Below are 18,871 nucleotides of genomic sequence, written 5' to 3'. Positions count from 1 at the left end.
GCTTGTTAATCCCTGTGCCCGTTGCCATTGCCATTGCCATTGCCATGACCGTTGCCATGGCCCTTGCCTGGCTTGTCATCATGCTTGTCGCGCTTGCCTTCATGCTTGTCGCGCTTGTCATCATGCTTGTCATAGTGGCCGCGATCACGGTCATGATCCCGGTAGTCGGGACGGCCATGGTCGCCATGCTGCTGGCGGTAACGGGGCACATATTGGTTGTTATACCAACTATCTTGGACGAAATATACCTCTTGGTTACAGGCATTATACTTGCGGCAGTGCTTGGACCAGTGTTTCGCATGGCCGGGCGGCACGCGCAAATAGATGGGGGGCGCCGAATAGTATTGCGGGCGCTGCACGATGACGGGCTGGGCATAGATCAATTGCGGCGCGGGATAGTCGCCTATGTCGATGCGTCCGTAAAAGCCCGGCTGGCCGACGGTGACGGAGACGCCCACCTGGGCGACGGCAGCGGTAGCGGCCGACAGCAAGACGGCGGCAAGAATCAGGGTTTTCATGGGGACACTCCTTTTATCAGTTATGCCGCAATTGTAGACCTTGTGCAACCAACTGTTTGTTCGCAAGGACACATAAGGATTGCCGTGGCAATCTCACCACAGCTTGCCTAAAGGCACGACCACGCCGCTGAACAGCGACCAGTCCGGCGATGCCGCCGTCAAGCCGCGCGCCATGCCGATGTCGATGGCCAGCCGCGGCGTGGGACTGTAGGTGGCGGCCAGCAAGAGCTGCGCCGTGGCCGGCGCGCCGCGCAAGCGCGTGCCCGACACTTCCGTCGTGGCGCCCCAGCGCTCGCTGACGGGCGTGGAAAAGGAGGTCGCCCAGCCCGTTTGCACCCTGCCGGTATGCGGGTCGGCTGCGCCCAGGCGCGTGGCGTTCAGGTTGGCGTCCATGTGCACGGCGCCGAGGTCGCGGCTGAAAATGCCGTTCAGCGACACGTCGCTCTTGCCGCTGCCGATGCTGTCCTTGGCCGTGGGCAACTTCCAGCCCAGTTCCAGGCCCAGCGCCGTGGCGCTGTCGAACAAAAAGGCGCGCTTGAGCACGACCGTCGTGTCGCCCACGCCCGTTTCGCGGCGCCCCGTGTCGTCGCGCGCGCGCACGAAGCCCTCGCCTTCGAGCAACACGCCCCATTCCGGGCTGAACGCCAGTTTGAACGTGTACGGCAGGCTGGCGCGGCGCGTGTCGTCCGTTTTCGACAGCAGGCCGCCCGCCTCGAATTCCAGCTGGCCCGGCACGGGCAGCTGGGCGGGACTGGCCACGGAAGGCCGGTACGGCAGCACGGGATCGCCCTCCTGCGCCTGCGCCAGCGGCGGCAGGGAGAGCAATAACACGGAGAAACACAACAGCGGCAGGGAAGGAGACGGCATGGGAAACCCGGAAGTGGCAAACGCGCAATAACGACAGCCTACCACTGCCGCGCCGATTGCGCCCGGACCCGCCCCATTTCAGGCCAGGCGCCGCACGCCCTGCCTGGCGGCCGGCACCGGCCGGCGCAGCGGCGTGACATTGCTGGACGCCGGCACGGCCATCTGTTGCGCCTGGGCATGCAGGCGGAACACGCCCACCAGTTCCGTCAGGGTTTGCGCCTGGTCCTGCAGCGATTCGGCGGCGGCCGCCGCCTCTTCCACCAGGGCCGCGTTTTGCTGCGTCACCTGATCCATCTGCAGCACGGCCTGGTTGACTTGCTCGATGCCGGCGCTTTGCTCGGCGCTGGCGGCCGTGATTTCCTGCATGATGTCGGCCACCTGGCGCACGCTGGTGACCACTTCATCCATCGTCTTGCCCGCGTCATGCACGAGTCTGGAGCCGATTTCCACCTGCTCGACGGAGTCGCCGATCAGAATCTTGATTTCCTTGGCGGCACTGGCCGAGCGTTGCGCCAGGTTGCGCACTTCGGACGCGACGACGGCAAATCCCCGCCCCTCCTCGCCCGCCCTGGCCGCTTCCACGGCCGCGTTCAAGGCCAGGATGTTCGTCTGGAAGGCGATGCTGTCGATGACGCTGATGATGTCGACGATCTTGCGCGACGACGCGTTGATCGATTCCATCGTCTGCACCACCTGCCCCACCACGGCGCCGCCCTTGCCCGCCACGTCGGACGCGGCGCCGGCCAGCGCATTGGCCTGGCGCGCATTGTCCGCATTCTGCCGCACGGCCGACGTCAGCTCTTCCATCGACGACGCCGTTTCTTCCAGCGAACTGGCCTGCTCTTCCGTGCGGGACGACAAGTCGAGGTTACCCTGGGCAATTTCGCCCGAGGCCGTGTTGATGGTGTCCGTACCCGAACGCACCTGGCTGACGATGCCCACCAGCTTGTCGCGCATGGTTTTCATGGCAAACAGCAGGCTGGCGCTGTCGTGGTTGGCCGTGCGGATATCGACGGTGAGGTCGCCCTCGGCGATGGCGCCGGCGATCTTGACGGCATACGCCGGTTCGCCACCGAGCTGGCGCGTCAGTCCGCGCGTGATCAGCGCCCCCAGCGCCAGGCCCGCCGCCACGCTGCCCAGCACCAGCGCAATCATGAAGCTGCGGCTGGCCTGGTACACGCCGGACGCCTGCTCGGAAGCGGCCTTGGCGCGCTCTTCCTTCTGCTGCGACAGCTTGTCCAGCACGCCGTCGAGTTCATCGGCATGCTGGCGCGTCTTGTTGAGCAGTTCGGTCAGTTGCGCGCTGCGCTGGGCCAGCGGTTCGGCTGCCGCCAGGGTCAGCGCCTGCTGCATGGTGGCGATATATTCCGCTTCGACGGCGGCGAAGCGGGCAAACAGTTCCTTGGCGGCCGGCGTGACGAACAGCGGTTCCGCCTTGGCCAAATAGCTTTTATTCAACTCGAGGAATTTGGCGATGTCGGCCTGGCGCGTGGCGCGCTCCTCGGCGGTCGTGGCCAGCAAGAAATTGCTGCGCGCGCGGCCCACCTTGATCAAGGCGATGTTGGCTTCCTTGATGTACGACAAGCCCAACAGTTCATGGTTGTACATCTGCCCCGCCATGGTATCGATCTTGCCCATGTTGAAGATGCCGATGCCGGCCACGATGGCCCCCATCAGCGCGACGCAAAAGAATGCCGCCAGCAAGCGCGTTCCCACCTTCATCCGGTTCAACATGATTTCTCCCATAGACTGGCCGATACTCGATGCAACTGGAGCGTACTGGCTTGAATATAAAGAAAAAACACGGAAAAAAATGCTCGGATTGTCACCAAACAACAATTCCTTGATTTATAGCAACATGCAAAACGGCTTGCCATGCTAGGCAAGCCGTTCGCTGTCATCTCGGAAATGCCGACAATTAATGTCCGCTATGGCTGGCCGGCTTGCGCACCGTCATCTCGACGCTCCCCTTGGCCGGCAGCTTGCCCGTACCCTGGCCGCGCACGGGTTCCGGCAAGGCGCCCGTCCATTCATAGGCCACGCTGCCGGCCGGGTGCTTGTACCAGCCCGGATCGCGGTAGTCGCCGGTTTTTTGATCCTTGCGCACCTTGACCGTCGTAAACATGCCGCCCATGCCGATGGCGCCGAAGGGGCCGTCGCCCGCCATCATCGGCAAGGTATTGTCGGGGATCGGCATCTGCATCTCGCCCATGTCGGCCATGCCCCGTTCGCCCATCACCATGTAGCCGGGCACCAATTGATTGATCTTCGCCGCCACGCCCTGGTGGTCGACGCCGATCATGGTGGGCACGTCGTGCCCCATGGCATTCATCGTGTGGTGCGACTTGTGGCAGTGGAAAGCCCAGTCGCCGAGGTCCGTGGCAGTAAACTCGACGGCGCGCATCTGGCCCACGGCCACGTCCGTCGTCACTTCGGGCCAGCGCGATTCGGGGCGCGTCCAGCCGCCATCCGTGCCCGTCACCTCGAATTCATGGCCATGCATGTGGATCGGGTGGTTCGTCATGGTCAGATTGCCCACGCGCACGCGCACCTTGTCGCCCTGGCGCACGACCATCGGGTCGATGCCGGGAAAGACGCGGCTATTGAACGTGAACAGATTGAAATCCGTCATGGTCATGATCTTCGGCGTGTAGCTGCCCGGATCGATGTCGTAATTGCTCAGCAAGAAGACGAAATCGCGGTCCACCTTCATGAAATTCGGGTCTTTCGGGTGCGTGACCCAGAAACCCATCATGCCCATGGCCATCTGCGTCATTTCATCCGCGTGCGGGTGGTACATGAAGGTGCCGGGCCGCTTGGCGACGAATTCATAGACGAAGGTCTTGCCGGGAGGAATGCCCGGCTGGGTCAGGCCCGTGACGCCGTCCATGCCGTTGGGCAAGCGCTGGCCATGCCAGTGCACGCTCGTGTGTTCGGGCAACTTGTTGGTGACGAAAATGCGCACGCGGTCGCCCTCCACCACTTCGATGGTGGGACCGGGCGACTGGCCGTTGTAGCCCCATAGATTGGCCATCATGCCGGGCGCCAGTTCGCGCACGACGGGTTCGGCCACGAGGTGGAATTCCTTGACGTTGTTGTTCATGCGCCAGGGCAAGGACCAGCCATTCAGGGTGACGACGGGGTTGTACGGCCGTCCGTTCGGCGGCGGTGGCGGCGCCTTCGTCTCCGCGCCAGCCATGCTGACGGCTTCCGGCAGCGATGCCGCGCCCACGCGGCTCACCGCTGCCGCACTCAGGGCGACCGCGCCCGCATTCATGAAAAAGTTTCTACGTGTAATCATCATTATTCCTTGTTGGCAGGGCCGCTGCCATTGATGGCGCCTTGCAGTTCAGTTTGCGCAATCCAGAAATCGCGCTGGGTGTCGATGGCGCCGTTGACGCTGGCAACTTGCTCGCGCGCATCGGCCAGCAGTTCGAAGACGCTGGCCAGCATGCCGTTGTAGCGCAGCAATACTTCATGCGAAATCGTCTTGCGCAGCGGCACGACTTCATCGCGGTAGTGGCGCGCCAGGTCATAGGCCGTGCGGTAGCTGGAATACGCCTCGCGCACTTCCGAGCGGGCCCGTACTGCCGTGCCCGCCGTGCGCTGCAGCGACTGCTCATACAAGGCTTGCGCCTTCGCATTGCGCGCCGAGCCCCAGTCGAACAGGGGCAGTTCCAGCGACACTTCGTAGCCGTTTTCACGGGGCGCCTCGCTCGTGCTCTTGTTGGTATAGCCCACGTCGAGCACGTTGATGAAACCCGTCACCTTGGACAGGCCCAGCGCGCTGGCCGTCGCATGCGCGTCGAGTTTCGCTCTTTGCACGTCGAGGCGCTGCTCCATGGCTTGCGCCTCGATATTGCCCGCCTCGGCTGGCTTGGCCGGCAAATCGGGCAAGCGCGACGGCAAGCTAAAGCTGGCCTGCTTGCCCCACAGACCCAGCAAGCGCGTCAGGTGCTCGCGCGTGGCCGTGGCCTGGTGGCGCGCGCGGGCCAGGTCGCCGACGGCGTCCGCGTAAAACACTTGCTGGCGTGCCTGGTCGAGGCGGCTCCAGTTGCCCGCCTGCTGCAAGCGCGTGGCCAGTTCGGCGCCCGCCTCGGCCGACAGCAGCGCCCGCTGCATGAACTGTTCCGTCTGCACGGCGGCCACCGCGTTGAAGTAGGCGCGGCGCGTATCCGACGCCAGTTGCACGGCGCTGCCGGCCGCTTGCAGCTTGGCCTGTTCGAAACGGCCCCGTTCGATGTTCACGCGCATCGGCATGGTCAGCAAGCCGGCCAGGTCGAAGCTGACGCCCCGGTCGATTTCATTGCCGTGACTGCCATGCGAGCGGCCGAACGACAGGCCGGGATTGCGCAAGCGCCCCGCCTGCACCAGGTCCGCCTCGGACGCGCCCAGTTCGGCCAGCGCCACCTTCATGCCGTGGTTGTTCATCAGGGCGATGCGCACGGCGCCGTCCGCGTCCAGGGGCTGGGCCAGCAAGGCAGCCAGTTTTTCCTGGCCGCCCTTGTCGGCCAGCGCCTCGGGCGCACCCGTGCGGGCGTCGGCCAGCGCGGACACGGCCTGCATGCCGCCATCGGCGCTGAAGCTGGCGCAGCCGCTGAGCAGCAGGACGGCCGCCAGCGCCAGCGGCGTGAGGCAAGTTGATTTGGTGAAACGTGGCATGTCAGTGTCCTTCGTGCTGATGTTGCGGGGCCGGCTGGGCATCGGGCTTGGGGCTGGGCTTATCCATCGGCATCGTGTGGCCCTTCATGGCATGGCCTTCCATCTTGTGGCCGCCCATCTTCATCATGCCCATGTGGCCGCCGGCCTTGCCGACCTTGTCGTTGACGGCGCGCCAGGCCTGGTCGGGCGTGGCGTCATCCTCGGCGGCGGGACGGTAGCCGGCGAAGGCGGAGCGGTAAGTGGTGGCCGGCACGGAGGCTTGCGCCTCTTGCGGGGCGGGCTGTGACTGCGCTGCGGCGGCCAGCGGCAGCACAGCCAGCGCAAAGCTGAACAGGTATTTCATGGTATTCCTTGAAGAACAGGGTATGGCGCGGCGGGCGCGCGACTGGAACGCTGGCGCGGCCGGAGCAAGGTGCACGATACAAGCTGCAGGGACGTGCGACGGCGGCACCGCCAGGTTCAACGGGCGGTCAGGCGGAGCGCGTGCTTCTCGGGGGACGTTCGGGACCGGACGGGATATGCCCGGCGAACAGGGAATCGGGCGCCAGCGCCGGGGGCGGCGCGCGCAGGGTCAAGGCATGCAGGGGCGGCATGCCGGGCGGCGCCGCGGCGCCCACGGTGCAGGCGCCATGGTTGCTGCAATCGTGGCCATGGTGCATGGCGCCGCCATCGTCCATGGCCATTTTCATCGGCTGGTCCGCCATCCGCATGTCGGCCATGTCGGCCATACTGTGGCACTGGGGCGCTGGCAGCGCCTCGACGGCGACCGTGACCACCGCCGCCAGCTCGTCCACGCAGCAGCTGCGCATGGCCGACGCAAAGCCCTGCATGGGCAGCGTGACGGCCAGCAGCCAGAGCAGCGAGCGGGCGAGAAAGCGGGAAAAGGCACGGTTCATGGCGCCACTATAAACCTTCCCACATGAGGAAGGTCAAGTCCCTATTCACGCTCGCTGCCCATGCGTCAGCCAGATTACGTACACGCCGTAGTAGCCCTGCCCTTCGAAGATGACCTGGCCATCGGCAAACGACACGGTCTGCACTTGATTCACGGTGAAATACGCGCGACCGTCCGCCGCCTCGACATCGCCCCAGTAGCGCGCGTGCAAGGGGCGGTAGCCGCTGGCGCGCCCGATCGCATCCATCACATCGCCGATCATGAAGTCGAGCAGCATTCCGGCCAGCAGCGGCCGGTGGCCCACCAGCATGGCCGTGATGTCGGGATAGCCGGCATGCATCAGCTCGGGCAAGTCGCTTTCCTCGTACTGCAAGTCGTCTTCGCGGCAAGTCTGGAGAAAACTGTTGAACGGCTCGTCGAGCAAGCCCGCCAGCGCCGTTTCCGGCACGCTCAGGCGGAACGGATGCAGCGGCAGCGCGCTGTGCTGGCCGTAATTGAGTCCGCGGCAGCCAAGGAAGGCCAGCGGATGGCGCCGGCCGCCGACCTCGCAGCGGATGCCGGATGCCTGGCCGTCCGCCATCAGCTGCCCATCCCCGCCGCCCGCATCAGCAGGCGCATCGCCCAGGCCGCCAAGCCCAGGGTCGCCACGCTGGCCAGCCAGAGGCCGGCCATCCAGGCCAGTCGTTTCCACCATGTCTGTTGTCCTTGTCCTTGCATCAGTGATACCCATCTTCCGGCAGGACTTTGCCACGAAACACATAATATGACCACACCGTATACATCAGGATCACGGGAATGATGAACAGCGCGCCCACCAGCGTAAAGCCCTGGCTTTGCGGCGGCGACGACGCTTCCCAGATCGAGACCGATGGCGGGATGATGTGCGGCCACACGCTGATGCCCAGGCCCGTATAACCGAGGAAGACGAGCGCCAGCGTGCACAGGAACGGCGCCGCCTGCCGCCCCTGCCGCAGGGAGCGCAGCAGCAGCCAGCCCGCGCCCAGCACCAGCAGCGGCACGGGCAGGAAGCAGAACAATTGCGGCAGCGCAAACCAGCGCGCGGCGATGGCCGGGTCGACCAGCGGCGTCCAGACGCTGATGACGGCGATCACGCCCAGCAGCAGCCAGACGAGCACGCGCGTGAGGCGCACGGCGCGCGCCTGCAGGCCGCCCTGCGTCTTCATGATCAGCCAGGTGCTGCCCAGCAAGGCATACGCCGCCACCAGCCCGGCGCCCGTGAACAGGGAAAACGGCGTGAGCCAGTCCAGCGCGCCGCCCGCATAGCTGCGGTTGACCACCGGCATGCCCTGGATGTAGGCGCCCAGGGTCACGCCCTGGAAGAAGGCGGCCGCCACCGAGCCGGCGATGAAGGCCTTGTCCCACACGTGGCGCTCGTGCTCGCGCGCCTTGAAGCGGAATTCGAAGGCCACGCCGCGGAAGATCAGGCCCATCAGCATGAAGCTGAGCGGCAGATAGCAGGCGCTGAGCACGACGGAATACGCGAGCGGAAAGGCCGCCAGCATGCCGGCGCCGCCCAGCACCAGCCAGGTTTCATTGCCATCCCAGACGGGCGCCACCGTATTCATCATCACGTCGCGCTCGCTCTTGTCCTGGAAAAACGGATACAGGATGCCGATGCCCAGGTCGAAGCCATCCATCACCACGTACATCATGATGCTGAACAGGATAATAATGGCCCACAGTAGCGGCAGATCAATGCCCATGCGAATGTCCTCCTTGCGCTTGCTCTTCCAGATGCGCGGCCGACATCGGCCGTGCAGGCGTACGTTCCTGGCCGGGGCCGCCATGCTCGACGCTCTCCCCCTCGTGCGGCTGCGGCCCCACCCGGATCAGGCGCAGCAGGTAGCCGATGCCCGTGCCGAACACGGCAAAATAGATGACGATGAACAACAGCAAGGTGATGCCCAGCTGCGTGGCGCCGTGGGCCGAGACGGCGTCTTCCGTGCGCAGCAAGCCGTACACGGTCCACGGCTGGCGGCCGATTTCCGTCGTGTACCAGCCGGCCAGCATGGCCACCAGTCCGCTCGGTCCCATCCACAGGGCGCAGCGCAGGAACAGGCGCGAACGCCACAAGGTATTGCGCCAGCGCAACCATGCGCTCCAGATGCCCAGCGCGATCATCAGCATGCCCAGCCCCGCCATCAGGCGGAACGACCAGAATACGACGGCGGAAGGGGGCCGGTCGCGCGGCGCAAATTCCTTCAGGGCGGGAATCGTGCCATTCCAGTCGTGCGCGAGGATCAGGCCGCCCAAGCGGGGGATTTCCACCTTGTACAAGGTTTCTTCGCGCGCCATGTCGGGCCAGCCGAACAGGATCAGCGGCGTGCCTTCGTTGCCCGTGTTTTCCCAGTGGCCTTCCATGGCGGCCAGCTTGGCCGGCTGGTGCTCGAGGGTATTCAAGCCGTGCACGTCGCCGATGACGGCCTGGATGGGCGCGACGACCAGCAGCATGGACAAGCCCATGGTCATCATCTTGCGGATGGCCGCGTTGTCGTTGCCTCGCAGCAAATGCCAGGCGGCCGACGCCACCACCAGCAAGGCCGTGGCGAGGAAGGCGGCCACGCTCATGTGCAGCAGCCGGTACGGGAACGAGGGATTGAAGATGACGGCCAGCCAGTCCACGGGCACGACGCGCCCGTCGATGATTTCATGGCCTTGCGGCGTCTGCATCCAGCTGTTCGAGGCGATGATCCACGTGGCCGAGATCAGGGTACCCAGCGCCACCATGGCCGTGGCGAACATGTGCAGGCCGGGACCCACGCGGTGCCAGCCGAACAGCATCACGCCGAGGAAGCCCGCTTCCAGGAAGAAGGCCGTCAGCACTTCATAGGCCAGCAGCGGCCCCGTGATGCTGCCCGCGTAATCGGAAAAGAAACTCCAGTTGGTGCCGAACTGGTACGCCATGACGAGGCCGGAAACGACGCCCATGCCGAAATTGACGGCGAAAATCTTCGACCAGAAATGGTACAGGTCGCGGTACACGCCGTCCTGCGTGCGCAGCCACGCCGCTTCCAGCACCGTCAGGTAACTGGCCAGGCCGATCGTGATTGCAGGAAAAATGATGTGGAACGAGATGGTGAAGCCGAACTGGACGCGCGCCAGTTCCAGTGCCGTAAGCCCTAACATGTGTTGCCTTCCCGACGTGTGACGTCTGTTTTACCCAGGCCTCCACTCTAGGCTTTCCGGGCAAAACATAACAGACTCAGAAACGGGAGAAAACATAGGATCAGTTTGACGTTTGCCGAATGACAAGATCGAACCGGTCCAACGGAAAACCGCGTCAGGCGGGCTCCGTGATGCCCACGCAATTGCGGCCGTTTTCCTTGGCCACGTACAGGGCTGCATCGGCGGCGCGCAGCACGGCGTCCGTGCTGCCCGCCTCCTGTTCCGACGACACGACGCCCAGCGATATCGTGACCAGGCCCGCGCCGGGAATCACGGCGGCGGCCACCTTGGCGCGCAAGCGCTCGGCCACCTGCATGGCCACGTCGAGGTCGGCATCGGGCAGCAGCATGATGAATTCATCGCCGCCATTGCGGCACAGCACGTCGGCATCGCGCGAACAGGCGCGCATCAGCTGCGCCAGTCGCAGGATGACTTCGTCGCCCACGGCATGGCCCCAGCGGTCGTTGACTTGCTTGAAATGGTCGATGTCGATGGCGATGACGGAAAACGGCCGCGCCTGCGCCTGCCACCCTTCCAGCGCCGCCGCCATGCCGCGCCGGTTCGACAGGCCCGTCAGCGGGTCCGTCTGCACATCGGTCTTCAACTTGCCGATCTTGTTCTGCAACAATGCCAAGCCTTTCAGCAAGGCTTTCTTGATTTGCGCCGCTTCCACGTACCACGAGCGGATGGCGGCGATGTGCTCGGCCGTACCGGGCGCATCCATGCGCCGCGCGCCTTCGGCCAGCTGCACCAGGGGGCGCGAAATCAGGCTGGCCAACCACCAGATGAATGGCAGGCTCAGCAAGGCGATGGGCAGGGAATGCCATACCGTGTTGGCCATCAGCTGGTTCAGCGGGGCCAGGGTCATGGCCGTCGGGCGCTGCGCCACGATGCCCCAGCCCGTCGACGGCATGATGGCGTAGCCGGCCAGCATGTCCACGCCCAGGCTGTTGTTCATGCGCCGGTTGCCGCCGCCCTGCTGCGCGATGATGGCGTCGATGACGTCATTGCTGCCGGCCACGTCGCCCAGGCGGTCGGGGTCCGGGTGGTACAGCAGGCGCCGGTTCTGGTCGACCACGTACAGGTAGGAGCCGTCGCGGTAGTAATGCTGGCCCAGCATGGTGTACAGGATGTTTTTCTGTTTCAGGTAAATGCTGCCGCCCACGTAGCCCAGGTAGCGGCCATCCTTGCCCAGGATGGGATGCGAAATGAACACGACCAGGTTGCCGGCCGACGATACGTACGGCTGCGTCACCAGCGGGCGCCGCTCGCGCAGCGCCTGGATGGCGCCGACCGAATCGAGCGTGCGGTTTTTCAGGGCCAGGGTTTCCGGCGACACGCCCAGCACCTTGCCCTGGGCATCGACGATGAGCACGGAATTGAAACTGTTCGTTTGCAGGCGCAGGCGTTGCGCCTCGTCCGTCAGCCATTGCTCGTCGCCCATGCGCGAAGGCAGGCCGCTCGCGCTGTAGGCCAGTTGCTGGCGCGCCGATTGCAGGAAATCCTCGGCCGTGCTGGCCAGCTTGCTCGCATACGCGTGGTTCGCTTCCAGGGTGGTATCGATCAGCAGCTGGCGCTGCACGCTGTAGCTGGCGTAGAAGGTATTGGCCAGGGACACCAGGGCGCTGGCAAAGGCCACGAGCACGATCAAGCGGCGCAAATTCATGCGCAGAACAGGTTTAGTCCACATGGGGTCGACAAGAAATGGGATGGTCGGGAAAGTATTGCGCTAAAGAAAGGGCGCATTATACCGAGACACCCGTGCCAATATTGAAATCTTGGCATCAATGGTCAAAGAATGTGTACAAGCGGCAACGCCGAGCGTTGCCGCCTTGACATGCATCAAGCGTGGATGGCGTGTTTGCGGACCCAGTCCACGTAGCGCTGCATCCAGCCCTGGAAGAAACCCAGGCTGGCCGGACCGATGCCGCCATGCTCGTCGAACAAGCCTTCCTTGGCCTGGATAAACATTTCAGGCTGTCCCAGCAGCGGCACGTCCAGGTAGGCGAGCACATTGCGCAAATGCTGCTGCGCCAGGGCCGTACCCGTGGCGCCGACGGAAACGCCGAGCACGGCGCCCGGCTTGCCGCCCCACACGCTCTGGCCGTACGGACGCGAGCCCTGGTCGAGGGCGTTTTTCAGCACGCCGGGAATCGAGCGGTTGTATTCGGGGGTGAGAAACAGCAAGGCTTGCGATGCGGAAATTTCGGATTTCAGGCGCAGCACTTGCTCGGACTGCGCGCCATCGTCATCCTGGTCGTACAGCGGCAAATCGCCGATCTCGATGTGCTTGAAGGAAAACTCGGGCGGCGCCAGCTTGATGATGGCGTCGGCCAGCTTGCGGTTGAAGGAATCCTTGCGCAAGCTGCCGACGATGATAGCAACGTTATATTGACTCATATATATCCCCGATGATGGTGAAAAAATAGCCCTGGAGTGAACTTCACTGCAGGACTATCTTGCCACACAATCATGGGGTTTGCGCTGCTTAGCGTGCGCCGCCAGCCAAGCCCTGGTACTCGCGGTAATAGCGCCCGCCCAGGTTGGTCAGCACCTCGTAGCCGATGGTATTGGCCATGGCCGCCACGGCGTCGACCGGGTGTTCGGCGCAGATCAGGTCGACCAGGCTGCCCGGCGCGACGCGGTCGCCGGCGATGGCGCTCACGTCGAGGGTGATGGAATCCATCGAGATGGCGCCGATCTGCGGCACCTTCACGCCGTCGACGATGGCCAGGCCCTGGTTGCTCATGCTGCGCAGCCAGCCATCGGCGTAGCCGACGGACACCGTCGCCACCTGGCGCGGCTCGCTGGCCGTGTAGCGGCGGCTGTAGCCCACGTGGTCGCCGGCGGCAATCGTGCGCGTCTGCAAGACCTTGCCTTGCAGGCGCACGACCGAGCGCAGGGGGTTCGGTTCGCCGCCCTGCGGCCCGATGCCGTACAGGGCCGCGCCCGGGCGCACCAGGTCGAAGTGATAATCGGGCGACAAAAAGATGCCCGATGAATTGGCCAGGCTGGCGCGGTACTGCGGCAAACGGGCGCGGATGGCGATGAAACGGGCCAGCTGCTCGCCATTCATGGGGTTGCTCCGCTCGTCGGCGCAGGCCAGGTGGCTCATCAGGTAACGCACCTTGATGCCGTCAAGAAAGTGCGGGTCCAGCAGCCAGGCGTCGATTTCCTGCGGCGACAAGCCCATGCGCGACATGCCCGTATCGACCTGCACGATGGCGTCCAGGGTGCTGCCCAGCGCTTTTGCATGCGCGCGCCAGCCCGCCACCTGCGGCTCGCTGTTGAGCACGGGCGTCAAGCCATGGGCCGTGAATTCGCCTTCCGTGCCGACGGGCGGGCCGTGCAGCACGAAGATGGACGCGTCCGGCGCCACGTGGGGGCGCAGGCTGATGCCCTCTTCCAGGTGCGCCACGAAGAAATGGCGGCACCCTTCTTCATACAGGGCCGCGCCCACTTGCGCGGCGCCCAGGCCATACGCGTCGGATTTCACGACGGCCGAACAGGCGGCCGGGTGCGCCTTGTCGCGCAGCAAGCGGTAGTTGGCGCGCACGGCATCGAGGTCCACCGTCAGGATGGCGCCGCTACGTTCCTTGGGAGGCATGCTGGCCCCCATCTCAAGCCACCGCGTGCTGCAGTTTGCCATTGCCCTGCGCGCCGCTGTAGCGGCTGACGGACAGGTCGTCGGCCAGGATGGCCGGCTTTTTCGACGACATCAGGTCGGCCAGCAATTGCGCGGAACCGCAGGACATGGTCCAGCCCAGGGTGCCGTGGCCCGTGTTCAGGAACAGATTGCGCAACGGCGTGCGGCCGACGATCGGCGTGCCGTCCGGAGTCATCGGGCGCAAGCCCGTCCAGAAGGTAGCCTCGGCCGTGTTGCCGCCGCCGGGGAACAGGTCGTTGACGACCATTTCCAGGGTTTCGCGGCGGCGCGGGTTCAGGTTCAGGTTATAGCCGGCGATTTCCGCCATGCCGCCCACGCGGATGCGGTCGTCGAAACGCGTGACAGCGATCTTGTAGGTTTCATCGAGGATGGTCGACACGGGCGCCTTGGCCGCGTTAACGATAGGCACGGTGATCGAATAGCCCTTCAATGGATACACGGGAATGTCCAGCAGCGGCTTCATGAAGCCCGTCGAGTAGGAGCCGAGCGCCACGACATAGGAATCGGCCTTGACGATTTCCGCGCCGCATTGCACGCCAGCAATTTCGTCGCCCTGTGTCAGCAATGCATCGATGGACACGCCATAACGGAACTTCACGCCCAGCGCCTCGGCCATCTCGGACAGGCGCGTGGTAAACAGCTGGCAATCGCCCGTTTCATCGTTGGGCAGGCGCAAGCCGCCGAACAGTTTATCCTTGACCGCTTCCAGGGCCGGCTCGGCGCGCGACAGTTCGTTGCGCTGCAGCACTTCATACGGCACGCCCGCGTCTTTCAATACTTCGATATCCTTGGCGGCATCGTTGTATTGTTTTTCGGTGCGGAACAATTGCATCGTGCCTTGCTGGCGGCCTTCATACGTGATGCCGGCCTCGGCGCGCAGCACCTTGAAGCAGTCGCGGCTGTATTCGGCCAGGCGCACCATGCGCTCCTTGTTCACGGCATACGCTTCCGGTGTGCAATTACGCAACATCTGCCACATCCATTTCAGCTGGGCGGCGCTGCCGTCGAGCGAGATGGCCAGGGGCGCGTGGCGCTGCATCATCCACTTCACGGCCTTCAGGGGAATGCCGGGCGCAGCCCATGGCGAAGCGTAGCCGGGCGAGATTTGCCCCGCATTCGCGAAGCTGGTTTCCAGTGCCGGGCCCGGCTGGCGGTCGATGACGGTCACCTCATGTCCTGCCTTGGCCAGATAGTAAGCACTGGTGACGCCGATGACGCCGCTACCCAGAATCACAATACGCATAGTTTCCTCATTATATTTTTTAGGCTGACGCCAGATTAACCGCTATCATATTGGGAAAGAGCCAGTATTTGTTCACGTATAAATCGAGATATTCAGCAATAAATCATGAGAATCCTTAAAGAATCGGCACGTGGCCTCGACAAGCTGGATCGCCACATCCTGCGCATCCTGCAACAGGATGGCCGCATCTCGATGAAAGACCTGGGCGAACAGGTGGGATTGTCCATCACGCCCTGCATCGAACGGGTCAAGCGCATGGAGCGCGACGGCGTCATCACGGGCTACCACGCCAAGGTGAACCCGGCCGCGCTGGGCGCCAAGCTGCTCGTCTTTGTAGAGATTACGCTGAATCAAAAATCCGCGTCCGCCTTCGAGCAATTCCGCCGCGAAGTGCTGCAGATTCCCGAAGTACAGGAATGCCACCTGGTGTCGGGCGACTTCGATTACCTGATCAAGGCGCGCATCCATGAAATGGCCGAGTACCGCAAGTTGCTGGGCGACATGCTGCTGCAGTTGCCGGGCGCCGCACAATCGAAGAGCTATGTGGTGATGGAAGAAATCAAGGAAACCCTGGCGCTGTCGACCGACGTGCTGCAAAATCGCTAAAGGTACCGCCTGCCGGTACCGACAGCATCAAATTTTGCACCTTTGTATAATCTTGTAGCACATTCGCGGCGACACAAGCACACTCCCTCCTGACATCACGCCCGTCCCCTCTGAGATTGGAAGCAGTGATGCACACTGGGAGTCCATATGAACACATTGATAAAACTGGCAGCTTCCTGCCTCGCGGGCCTGGCCGTGGCCATGTGCACCGCCAGTGAATACAAGGTCAACCGTGCGCCGGACAATGGCGCCATCTATCAAAACATCAAGGTCGGCAAGACCACCCGCCTCGACCTCGACGCGGCCCTGGGCAACGCCACCGTCGTCAGCTTCGATCCCGGCTATGAAGTCTGGGTCTACAAGAACCAGCTGAAAACGCCCAGCGTGACGCGGCTGATCCCCCTGCTGGGCGAAAAAGGCACGCGCGAAGTGGCCGTCATGTTCGACCAGGCGGGCATCGTCAAGAAATTCCGCATCCACGAGCCGCGCAGGTAGGCGCAGGCCGCGCACGTGTGCGACAGCGTAAGGCAGCCGCCAGCCAGATGGCTATACTGGCTGCTGGCTCCCGCCGCCCACCACCCACCTACCCTGCAAGGAGTTTCCATGCGCCTGCCCCTGATCGCTCCGAAAGACCTGACGACCGAACAAAAGCCGCTGTACGACGATATGCGCAAAGGCATCACCAGCAATTTCAACGATTTCATCGCCGTGCGCGAAGATGGCGCCCTGATGGGGCCGTGGAATCCATGGCTGCACGAACCGGCCATCGGCAAGGCGATCTGGAACCTGACCCTGGCCATGACGGCCAACGCCACGCTGCCCGACAAGGTGCGCCAGATTGCCATCCTGGTGGTCGGCGCGCGCTACAACGCCGCCTATGAAATCTACGCCCACATCGCCGTCGCGGAGCGCGAAGGCATGCCTGCCGAGCGCCTCGCCACGCTGGTAGCGGACGTCAAGCCGCTCGACCTGGACAAGCAGGAAAGCGTGGCCTACGACCTGGCCTACGCGCTCAGCCGTGGCGGCACGCTGCCTGAACCGCTGTACCGGCTGGCGCTGGCCACCTTCGGCCAGCATGGCATCAACGAGCTGATCTACCTCGTGGGCCTGTACGCACTGGTATCGACCACCTTGAACGGCTTCAACGTGCCGGTGCCGGAACGCGACTGAAGGGCCTGGCCCTGCACTGCTCATGCCGCTTCGGCGCGGCGGTCCGCCTGGCCTGGCGTGCCGCCGCGCAGTTCGACGGTGCGCGCCCGCCGCGCCCTCTTGTTTTACACTGGCGTTTTATTCTCCGGTGCCTCCATGCAACTACCCGCAAGCCTCACCCACATTTCGGCGGAACAAGACTGGCAACACACGACAGCGTATCCACCGCTCGGCTTCACCCCGTTTTCCGAAGGCGCGCTGGGCAATGGCGACACGTTCGGCCTGTACTGGCCCATCGGCCGCGAAGCATCCGAACCGATCGTCGTCGAAACGTGGCATGACGAATCGCGCTTGCAGCCGAATTTTTCCAGCCTGGCCGCTTTCCTGCGCGCCCATGCGGCAGCCGGCGACGCTGAAGACGAAGACGTCTACGTGGCGCTGCCCACCTTGGCCGACGACCCCGCTTCGCCGCGTGCCACCTTCCTTGCGGCCAAGGAATTGATCGCCCAGCGCAACCCGGGCGCGGCCATCGCGCTGCTGGAAGCGGCGCTGGCCATCGTGCCCGAATACACGGACGCCCTGGTGCTGCTGCACGGCCAGTATGTGCGCGCGGGAAGAATCGATGAGGCCGTCAAGGTGGCGATCCAGGCCATCATCTCGCCCCCCTCGTTCGGCGGCCCTCCCTTGAAAGCCTTGCAATGGCTGCGCACGCAGCCTGTGCCGGAAGGGGAAATCGACCCCATCTGGCGCGCCTGCGGGCAGCTGTCGTTCAACTTTGGCGGCAGCAAGGACAATGCCGACTACCCCGTGCTGCTGGCCGCCATCGATACCTACCTGGCGCAGGGCAAGCATGTTTGCGCCGCGACCCTGATGCAAACCTATGCGGAACTGATGAGCGCGGAAACCGTCTCCTTCCAGGAACGCCATGCCTTCGAGCCGGCCGCCTTCATCGCCCGGCAAATCGCCGTCAGCGCACTGCTGCCCCAGGGCAGCCGGGACCCGGCGCTGCTCTGGTCAAGCGAGCTGGCCTAGCTGCTGGCGGAACAGCTTGCGGTATGCCGATGGCGAGGTTTGCAAGCTGGCGCGGAAATGCTGGCGCAGGGACAGGGCCGTGCCGAAGCCGGCCTCCTGCGCCACGACGTCGATCGAGGCCCCGCTCTTTTCCAGCAAGCCTTGCGCATGCGCAAGACGCTGGTTCAGCAGCCACTGCTTGAACGACGTGCCCGTCGCCTGGCGGAAATGGCGCGTAAAGTTGCGCCGGCTCATGGCGGCCCGTTCGGCCAGCGCATCGATGCTGTGGGGTATGCCCAGATTGGCCGTCACGCAAGCCAGCACCTCGGCGAAGCGCCCTTCGCTGCCGGACACGGGCAGTGGGCGCTCGATGAATTGCGCCTGCCCGCCCTGGCGGTGCGGCGCCACCAGCAGCCGGCGCGCCACCCGGTTGGCCACCTCGGCGCCCGCCAGCTGGCGCAGCAGATACAGGCAGCAATCGAGGCCGGCCGCCACGCCGGCCGACGTCAGCACGCCGCCATCGTCCACGTACAGCACTTCCCGGTCCACCCTGACCCTGGGATAGCGGGTCGCCAGCCGCTCCGCCATGCCCCAGTGCGTGGCAGCACTCTTGCCATCCAACAAGCCCGCCTGCGCCAGGGGAAACGCGCCCAGGCACAGCCCCACCATGCGCGCGCCGCGCCGGCTGGCCGCCTGCAACGCCGCGACCAGGGGCGGCGGCGCATCGCGGCAATCGTCGTGCCAGGCCGGCATGATGACGATATCGGCCCCATCCAGCCCTTCCAGGCCGAACTCGGGCGTGATGCCGAAGCCGGCCGCCGTGCGCAAGGGCGCGGGATCGGCGGCGCACACGCGCACGTGGAAAGGCGGCAGGTCGGCCTCGTCCGTCTGGGCGCCAAACACGAGGCAAGGCACGGACAAGTGGAAGGGCGTCATGCCGTCGAAGGCGATCACGGCCACGCTCAAGGGGGAGGAAGGTGCAGGAACAGTAGGCATGGCCCGATTTTATCGTACATAGGCCTTCGGGCCACTTTTTATTTGCGGCGCGCGGCTTGAAAATGGCGCTA

20 protein-coding genes are annotated in these 18,871 nt (G+C 64.4%); 4 read left to right on the top strand and 16 right to left on the bottom strand.

What is annotated here, in order from left to right:
- Window positions 1-5: 5 nt before the first annotated feature.
- The 15 genes from CLU94_RS23200 to CLU94_RS23130 all read right to left on the bottom strand — a co-directional run bounded on the left by CLU94_RS23200 (window position 6) and on the right by CLU94_RS23130 (window position 15,038).
- Entirely contained in the window at window positions 6-518 is a 513-nt protein-coding gene (locus tag CLU94_RS23200) for a hypothetical protein (RefSeq protein ID WP_099667352.1), read from the bottom strand.
- Window positions 519-611: 93 nt separating this feature from the next.
- On the bottom strand, window positions 612-1,385 hold the full coding sequence (locus CLU94_RS23195) for a transporter (RefSeq protein ID WP_257218956.1): 774 nt from the start codon (window positions 1,383-1,385) through the stop codon (window positions 612-614).
- 78 nt (window positions 1,386-1,463) lie between these two features.
- Complete coding sequence (locus CLU94_RS28865) at window positions 1,464-3,119, bottom strand: methyl-accepting chemotaxis protein (RefSeq protein ID WP_099667351.1); 1,656 nt, start codon at window positions 3,117-3,119, stop codon at window positions 1,464-1,466.
- Between the two features lie 184 nt (window positions 3,120-3,303).
- Window positions 3,304-4,686 carry a multicopper oxidase family protein gene (locus CLU94_RS23185; RefSeq protein WP_099667350.1) on the bottom strand — a complete coding sequence of 461 codons (1,383 nt, stop codon included), beginning with the start codon at window positions 4,684-4,686 and terminating at the stop codon, window positions 3,304-3,306.
- Window positions 4,687-4,688: 2 nt separating this feature from the next.
- The gene (locus tag CLU94_RS23180) at window positions 4,689-6,047 is read right to left on the bottom strand and encodes a TolC family protein (RefSeq protein WP_099667349.1); all 1,359 of its coding nucleotides are present in this window, start codon (window positions 6,045-6,047) and stop codon (window positions 4,689-4,691) included.
- Window position 6,048: 1 nt separating this feature from the next.
- A complete protein-coding gene (locus CLU94_RS23175) occupies window positions 6,049-6,390 on the bottom strand; it encodes a hypothetical protein (protein ID WP_099667348.1) in 342 nt (113 codons plus the stop codon).
- Window positions 6,391-6,517: 127 nt separating this feature from the next.
- Entirely contained in the window at window positions 6,518-6,943 is a 426-nt protein-coding gene (locus CLU94_RS23170) for a hypothetical protein (RefSeq protein WP_099667347.1), read from the bottom strand.
- Between the two features lie 45 nt (window positions 6,944-6,988).
- Window positions 6,989-7,522 (bottom strand): hypothetical protein, encoded by a 534-nt coding sequence (locus tag CLU94_RS23165; RefSeq protein WP_099667346.1) that lies wholly within the window; start codon window positions 7,520-7,522, stop codon window positions 6,989-6,991.
- A complete protein-coding gene (locus tag CLU94_RS23160; RefSeq protein ID WP_306558458.1) occupies window positions 7,522-7,614 on the bottom strand; it encodes a DUF2474 family protein in 93 nt (30 codons plus the stop codon). The genes CLU94_RS23165 and CLU94_RS23160 overlap by 1 nt, the downstream gene beginning before the upstream one ends.
- Before the next feature lie 44 nt (window positions 7,615-7,658).
- Window positions 7,659-8,666, bottom strand: coding sequence for a cytochrome d ubiquinol oxidase subunit II (gene cydB / locus CLU94_RS23155; protein WP_099667344.1), 1,008 nt, complete (start codon window positions 8,664-8,666; stop codon window positions 7,659-7,661).
- Window positions 8,656-10,089 (bottom strand): cytochrome ubiquinol oxidase subunit I, encoded by a 1,434-nt coding sequence (locus tag CLU94_RS23150; RefSeq protein WP_099667343.1) that lies wholly within the window; start codon window positions 10,087-10,089, stop codon window positions 8,656-8,658. The genes cydB and CLU94_RS23150 overlap by 11 nt, the downstream gene beginning before the upstream one ends.
- 154 nt (window positions 10,090-10,243) lie before the next feature.
- Window positions 10,244-11,794, bottom strand: coding sequence for a sensor domain-containing diguanylate cyclase (locus CLU94_RS23145; RefSeq protein ID WP_257218953.1), 1,551 nt, complete (start codon window positions 11,792-11,794; stop codon window positions 10,244-10,246).
- Window positions 11,795-11,970: 176 nt separating this feature from the next.
- Complete coding sequence (locus tag CLU94_RS23140; protein ID WP_099667341.1) at window positions 11,971-12,528, bottom strand: NADPH-dependent FMN reductase; 558 nt, start codon at window positions 12,526-12,528, stop codon at window positions 11,971-11,973.
- 88 nt (window positions 12,529-12,616) lie between these two features.
- Window positions 12,617-13,735: an alanine racemase gene (alr, locus tag CLU94_RS23135; RefSeq protein ID WP_251348138.1), complete on the bottom strand. Its 1,119-nt coding sequence runs from the start codon at window positions 13,733-13,735 to the stop codon at window positions 12,617-12,619.
- Between the two features lie 13 nt (window positions 13,736-13,748).
- Window positions 13,749-15,038: a D-amino acid dehydrogenase gene (locus CLU94_RS23130; protein WP_099667339.1), complete on the bottom strand. Its 1,290-nt coding sequence runs from the start codon at window positions 15,036-15,038 to the stop codon at window positions 13,749-13,751.
- Between the two features lie 105 nt (window positions 15,039-15,143).
- Here CLU94_RS23130 and CLU94_RS23125 point away from each other — a divergent pair, with 105 nt between their 5' ends.
- The 4 genes from CLU94_RS23125 to CLU94_RS23110 all read left to right on the top strand — a co-directional run bounded on the left by CLU94_RS23125 (window position 15,144) and on the right by CLU94_RS23110 (window position 17,825).
- Window positions 15,144-15,644: an Lrp/AsnC ligand binding domain-containing protein gene (locus tag CLU94_RS23125; RefSeq protein ID WP_070222192.1), complete on the top strand. Its 501-nt coding sequence runs from the start codon at window positions 15,144-15,146 to the stop codon at window positions 15,642-15,644.
- A 147-nt stretch (window positions 15,645-15,791) separates the two neighbouring features.
- Window positions 15,792-16,139, top strand: a complete 348-nt coding sequence (locus CLU94_RS23120) for a hypothetical protein (protein WP_099667338.1) — start codon at window positions 15,792-15,794, stop codon at window positions 16,137-16,139.
- A gap of 108 nt (window positions 16,140-16,247) precedes the next feature.
- Window positions 16,248-16,814, top strand: a complete 567-nt coding sequence (locus CLU94_RS23115) for a carboxymuconolactone decarboxylase family protein (protein ID WP_099667337.1) — start codon at window positions 16,248-16,250, stop codon at window positions 16,812-16,814.
- Between the two features lie 135 nt (window positions 16,815-16,949).
- Window positions 16,950-17,825, top strand: coding sequence for a tetratricopeptide repeat protein (locus CLU94_RS23110; protein WP_099667336.1), 876 nt, complete (start codon window positions 16,950-16,952; stop codon window positions 17,823-17,825).
- Here CLU94_RS23110 and CLU94_RS23105 read toward each other — a convergent pair.
- The gene (locus tag CLU94_RS23105) at window positions 17,808-18,770 is read right to left on the bottom strand and encodes a helix-turn-helix domain-containing protein (protein ID WP_099667335.1); all 963 of its coding nucleotides are present in this window, start codon (window positions 18,768-18,770) and stop codon (window positions 17,808-17,810) included. The genes CLU94_RS23110 and CLU94_RS23105 overlap by 18 nt on opposite strands.
- Window positions 18,771-18,871 lie beyond the last annotated feature (101 nt).

It is taken from the genome of Janthinobacterium sp. 13 (genome assembly GCF_002749695.1).
GTDB lineage: Bacteria > Pseudomonadota > Gammaproteobacteria > Burkholderiales > Burkholderiaceae_D > Janthinobacterium > Janthinobacterium kumbetense.
The sequence above is the reverse complement of the archived record's forward strand: the minus strand, read 5'-3'. Positions and strand labels throughout refer to the sequence as shown.

What these genes read in the sequence shown, in the direction of transcription:
- CLU94_RS23185 (WP_099667350.1), bottom strand. Translation starts at nt 4,686, where the DNA reads ATGATTACACGTAGAAACTTTTTCATGAATGCGGGCGCGGTCGCCCTG.
- CLU94_RS23165 (WP_099667346.1), bottom strand. Translation starts at nt 7,522, where the DNA reads ATGGCGGACGGCCAGGCATCCGGCATCCGCTGCGAGGTCGGCGGCCGG.
- CLU94_RS23120 (WP_099667338.1), top strand. Translation starts at nt 15,792, where the DNA reads ATGAACACATTGATAAAACTGGCAGCTTCCTGCCTCGCGGGCCTGGCC.
- CLU94_RS23110 (WP_099667336.1), top strand. Translation starts at nt 16,950, where the DNA reads ATGCAACTACCCGCAAGCCTCACCCACATTTCGGCGGAACAAGACTGG.
- CLU94_RS23160 (WP_306558458.1), bottom strand. Translation starts at nt 7,614, where the DNA reads ATGGCCGGCCTCTGGCTGGCCAGCGTGGCGACCCTGGGCTTGGCGGCC.
- CLU94_RS28865 (WP_099667351.1), bottom strand. Translation starts at nt 3,119, where the DNA reads ATGTTGAACCGGATGAAGGTGGGAACGCGCTTGCTGGCGGCATTCTTT.
- CLU94_RS23180 (WP_099667349.1), bottom strand. Translation starts at nt 6,047, where the DNA reads ATGCCACGTTTCACCAAATCAACTTGCCTCACGCCGCTGGCGCTGGCG.
- CLU94_RS23140 (WP_099667341.1), bottom strand. Translation starts at nt 12,528, where the DNA reads ATGAGTCAATATAACGTTGCTATCATCGTCGGCAGCTTGCGCAAGGAT.
- CLU94_RS23170 (WP_099667347.1), bottom strand. Translation starts at nt 6,943, where the DNA reads ATGAACCGTGCCTTTTCCCGCTTTCTCGCCCGCTCGCTGCTCTGGCTG.
- CLU94_RS23125 (WP_070222192.1), top strand. Translation starts at nt 15,144, where the DNA reads ATGAGAATCCTTAAAGAATCGGCACGTGGCCTCGACAAGCTGGATCGC.
- alr (WP_251348138.1), bottom strand. Translation starts at nt 13,735, where the DNA reads ATGCCTCCCAAGGAACGTAGCGGCGCCATCCTGACGGTGGACCTCGAT.
- CLU94_RS23200 (WP_099667352.1), bottom strand. Translation starts at nt 518, where the DNA reads ATGAAAACCCTGATTCTTGCCGCCGTCTTGCTGTCGGCCGCTACCGCT.
- CLU94_RS23130 (WP_099667339.1), bottom strand. Translation starts at nt 15,038, where the DNA reads ATGCGTATTGTGATTCTGGGTAGCGGCGTCATCGGCGTCACCAGTGCT.
- CLU94_RS23175 (WP_099667348.1), bottom strand. Translation starts at nt 6,390, where the DNA reads ATGAAATACCTGTTCAGCTTTGCGCTGGCTGTGCTGCCGCTGGCCGCC.
- cydB (WP_099667344.1), bottom strand. Translation starts at nt 8,666, where the DNA reads ATGGGCATTGATCTGCCGCTACTGTGGGCCATTATTATCCTGTTCAGC.
- CLU94_RS23145 (WP_257218953.1), bottom strand. Translation starts at nt 11,794, where the DNA reads ATGAATTTGCGCCGCTTGATCGTGCTCGTGGCCTTTGCCAGCGCCCTG.
- CLU94_RS23115 (WP_099667337.1), top strand. Translation starts at nt 16,248, where the DNA reads ATGCGCCTGCCCCTGATCGCTCCGAAAGACCTGACGACCGAACAAAAG.
- CLU94_RS23150 (WP_099667343.1), bottom strand. Translation starts at nt 10,089, where the DNA reads ATGTTAGGGCTTACGGCACTGGAACTGGCGCGCGTCCAGTTCGGCTTC.
- CLU94_RS23195 (WP_257218956.1), bottom strand. Translation starts at nt 1,385, where the DNA reads ATGCCGTCTCCTTCCCTGCCGCTGTTGTGTTTCTCCGTGTTATTGCTC.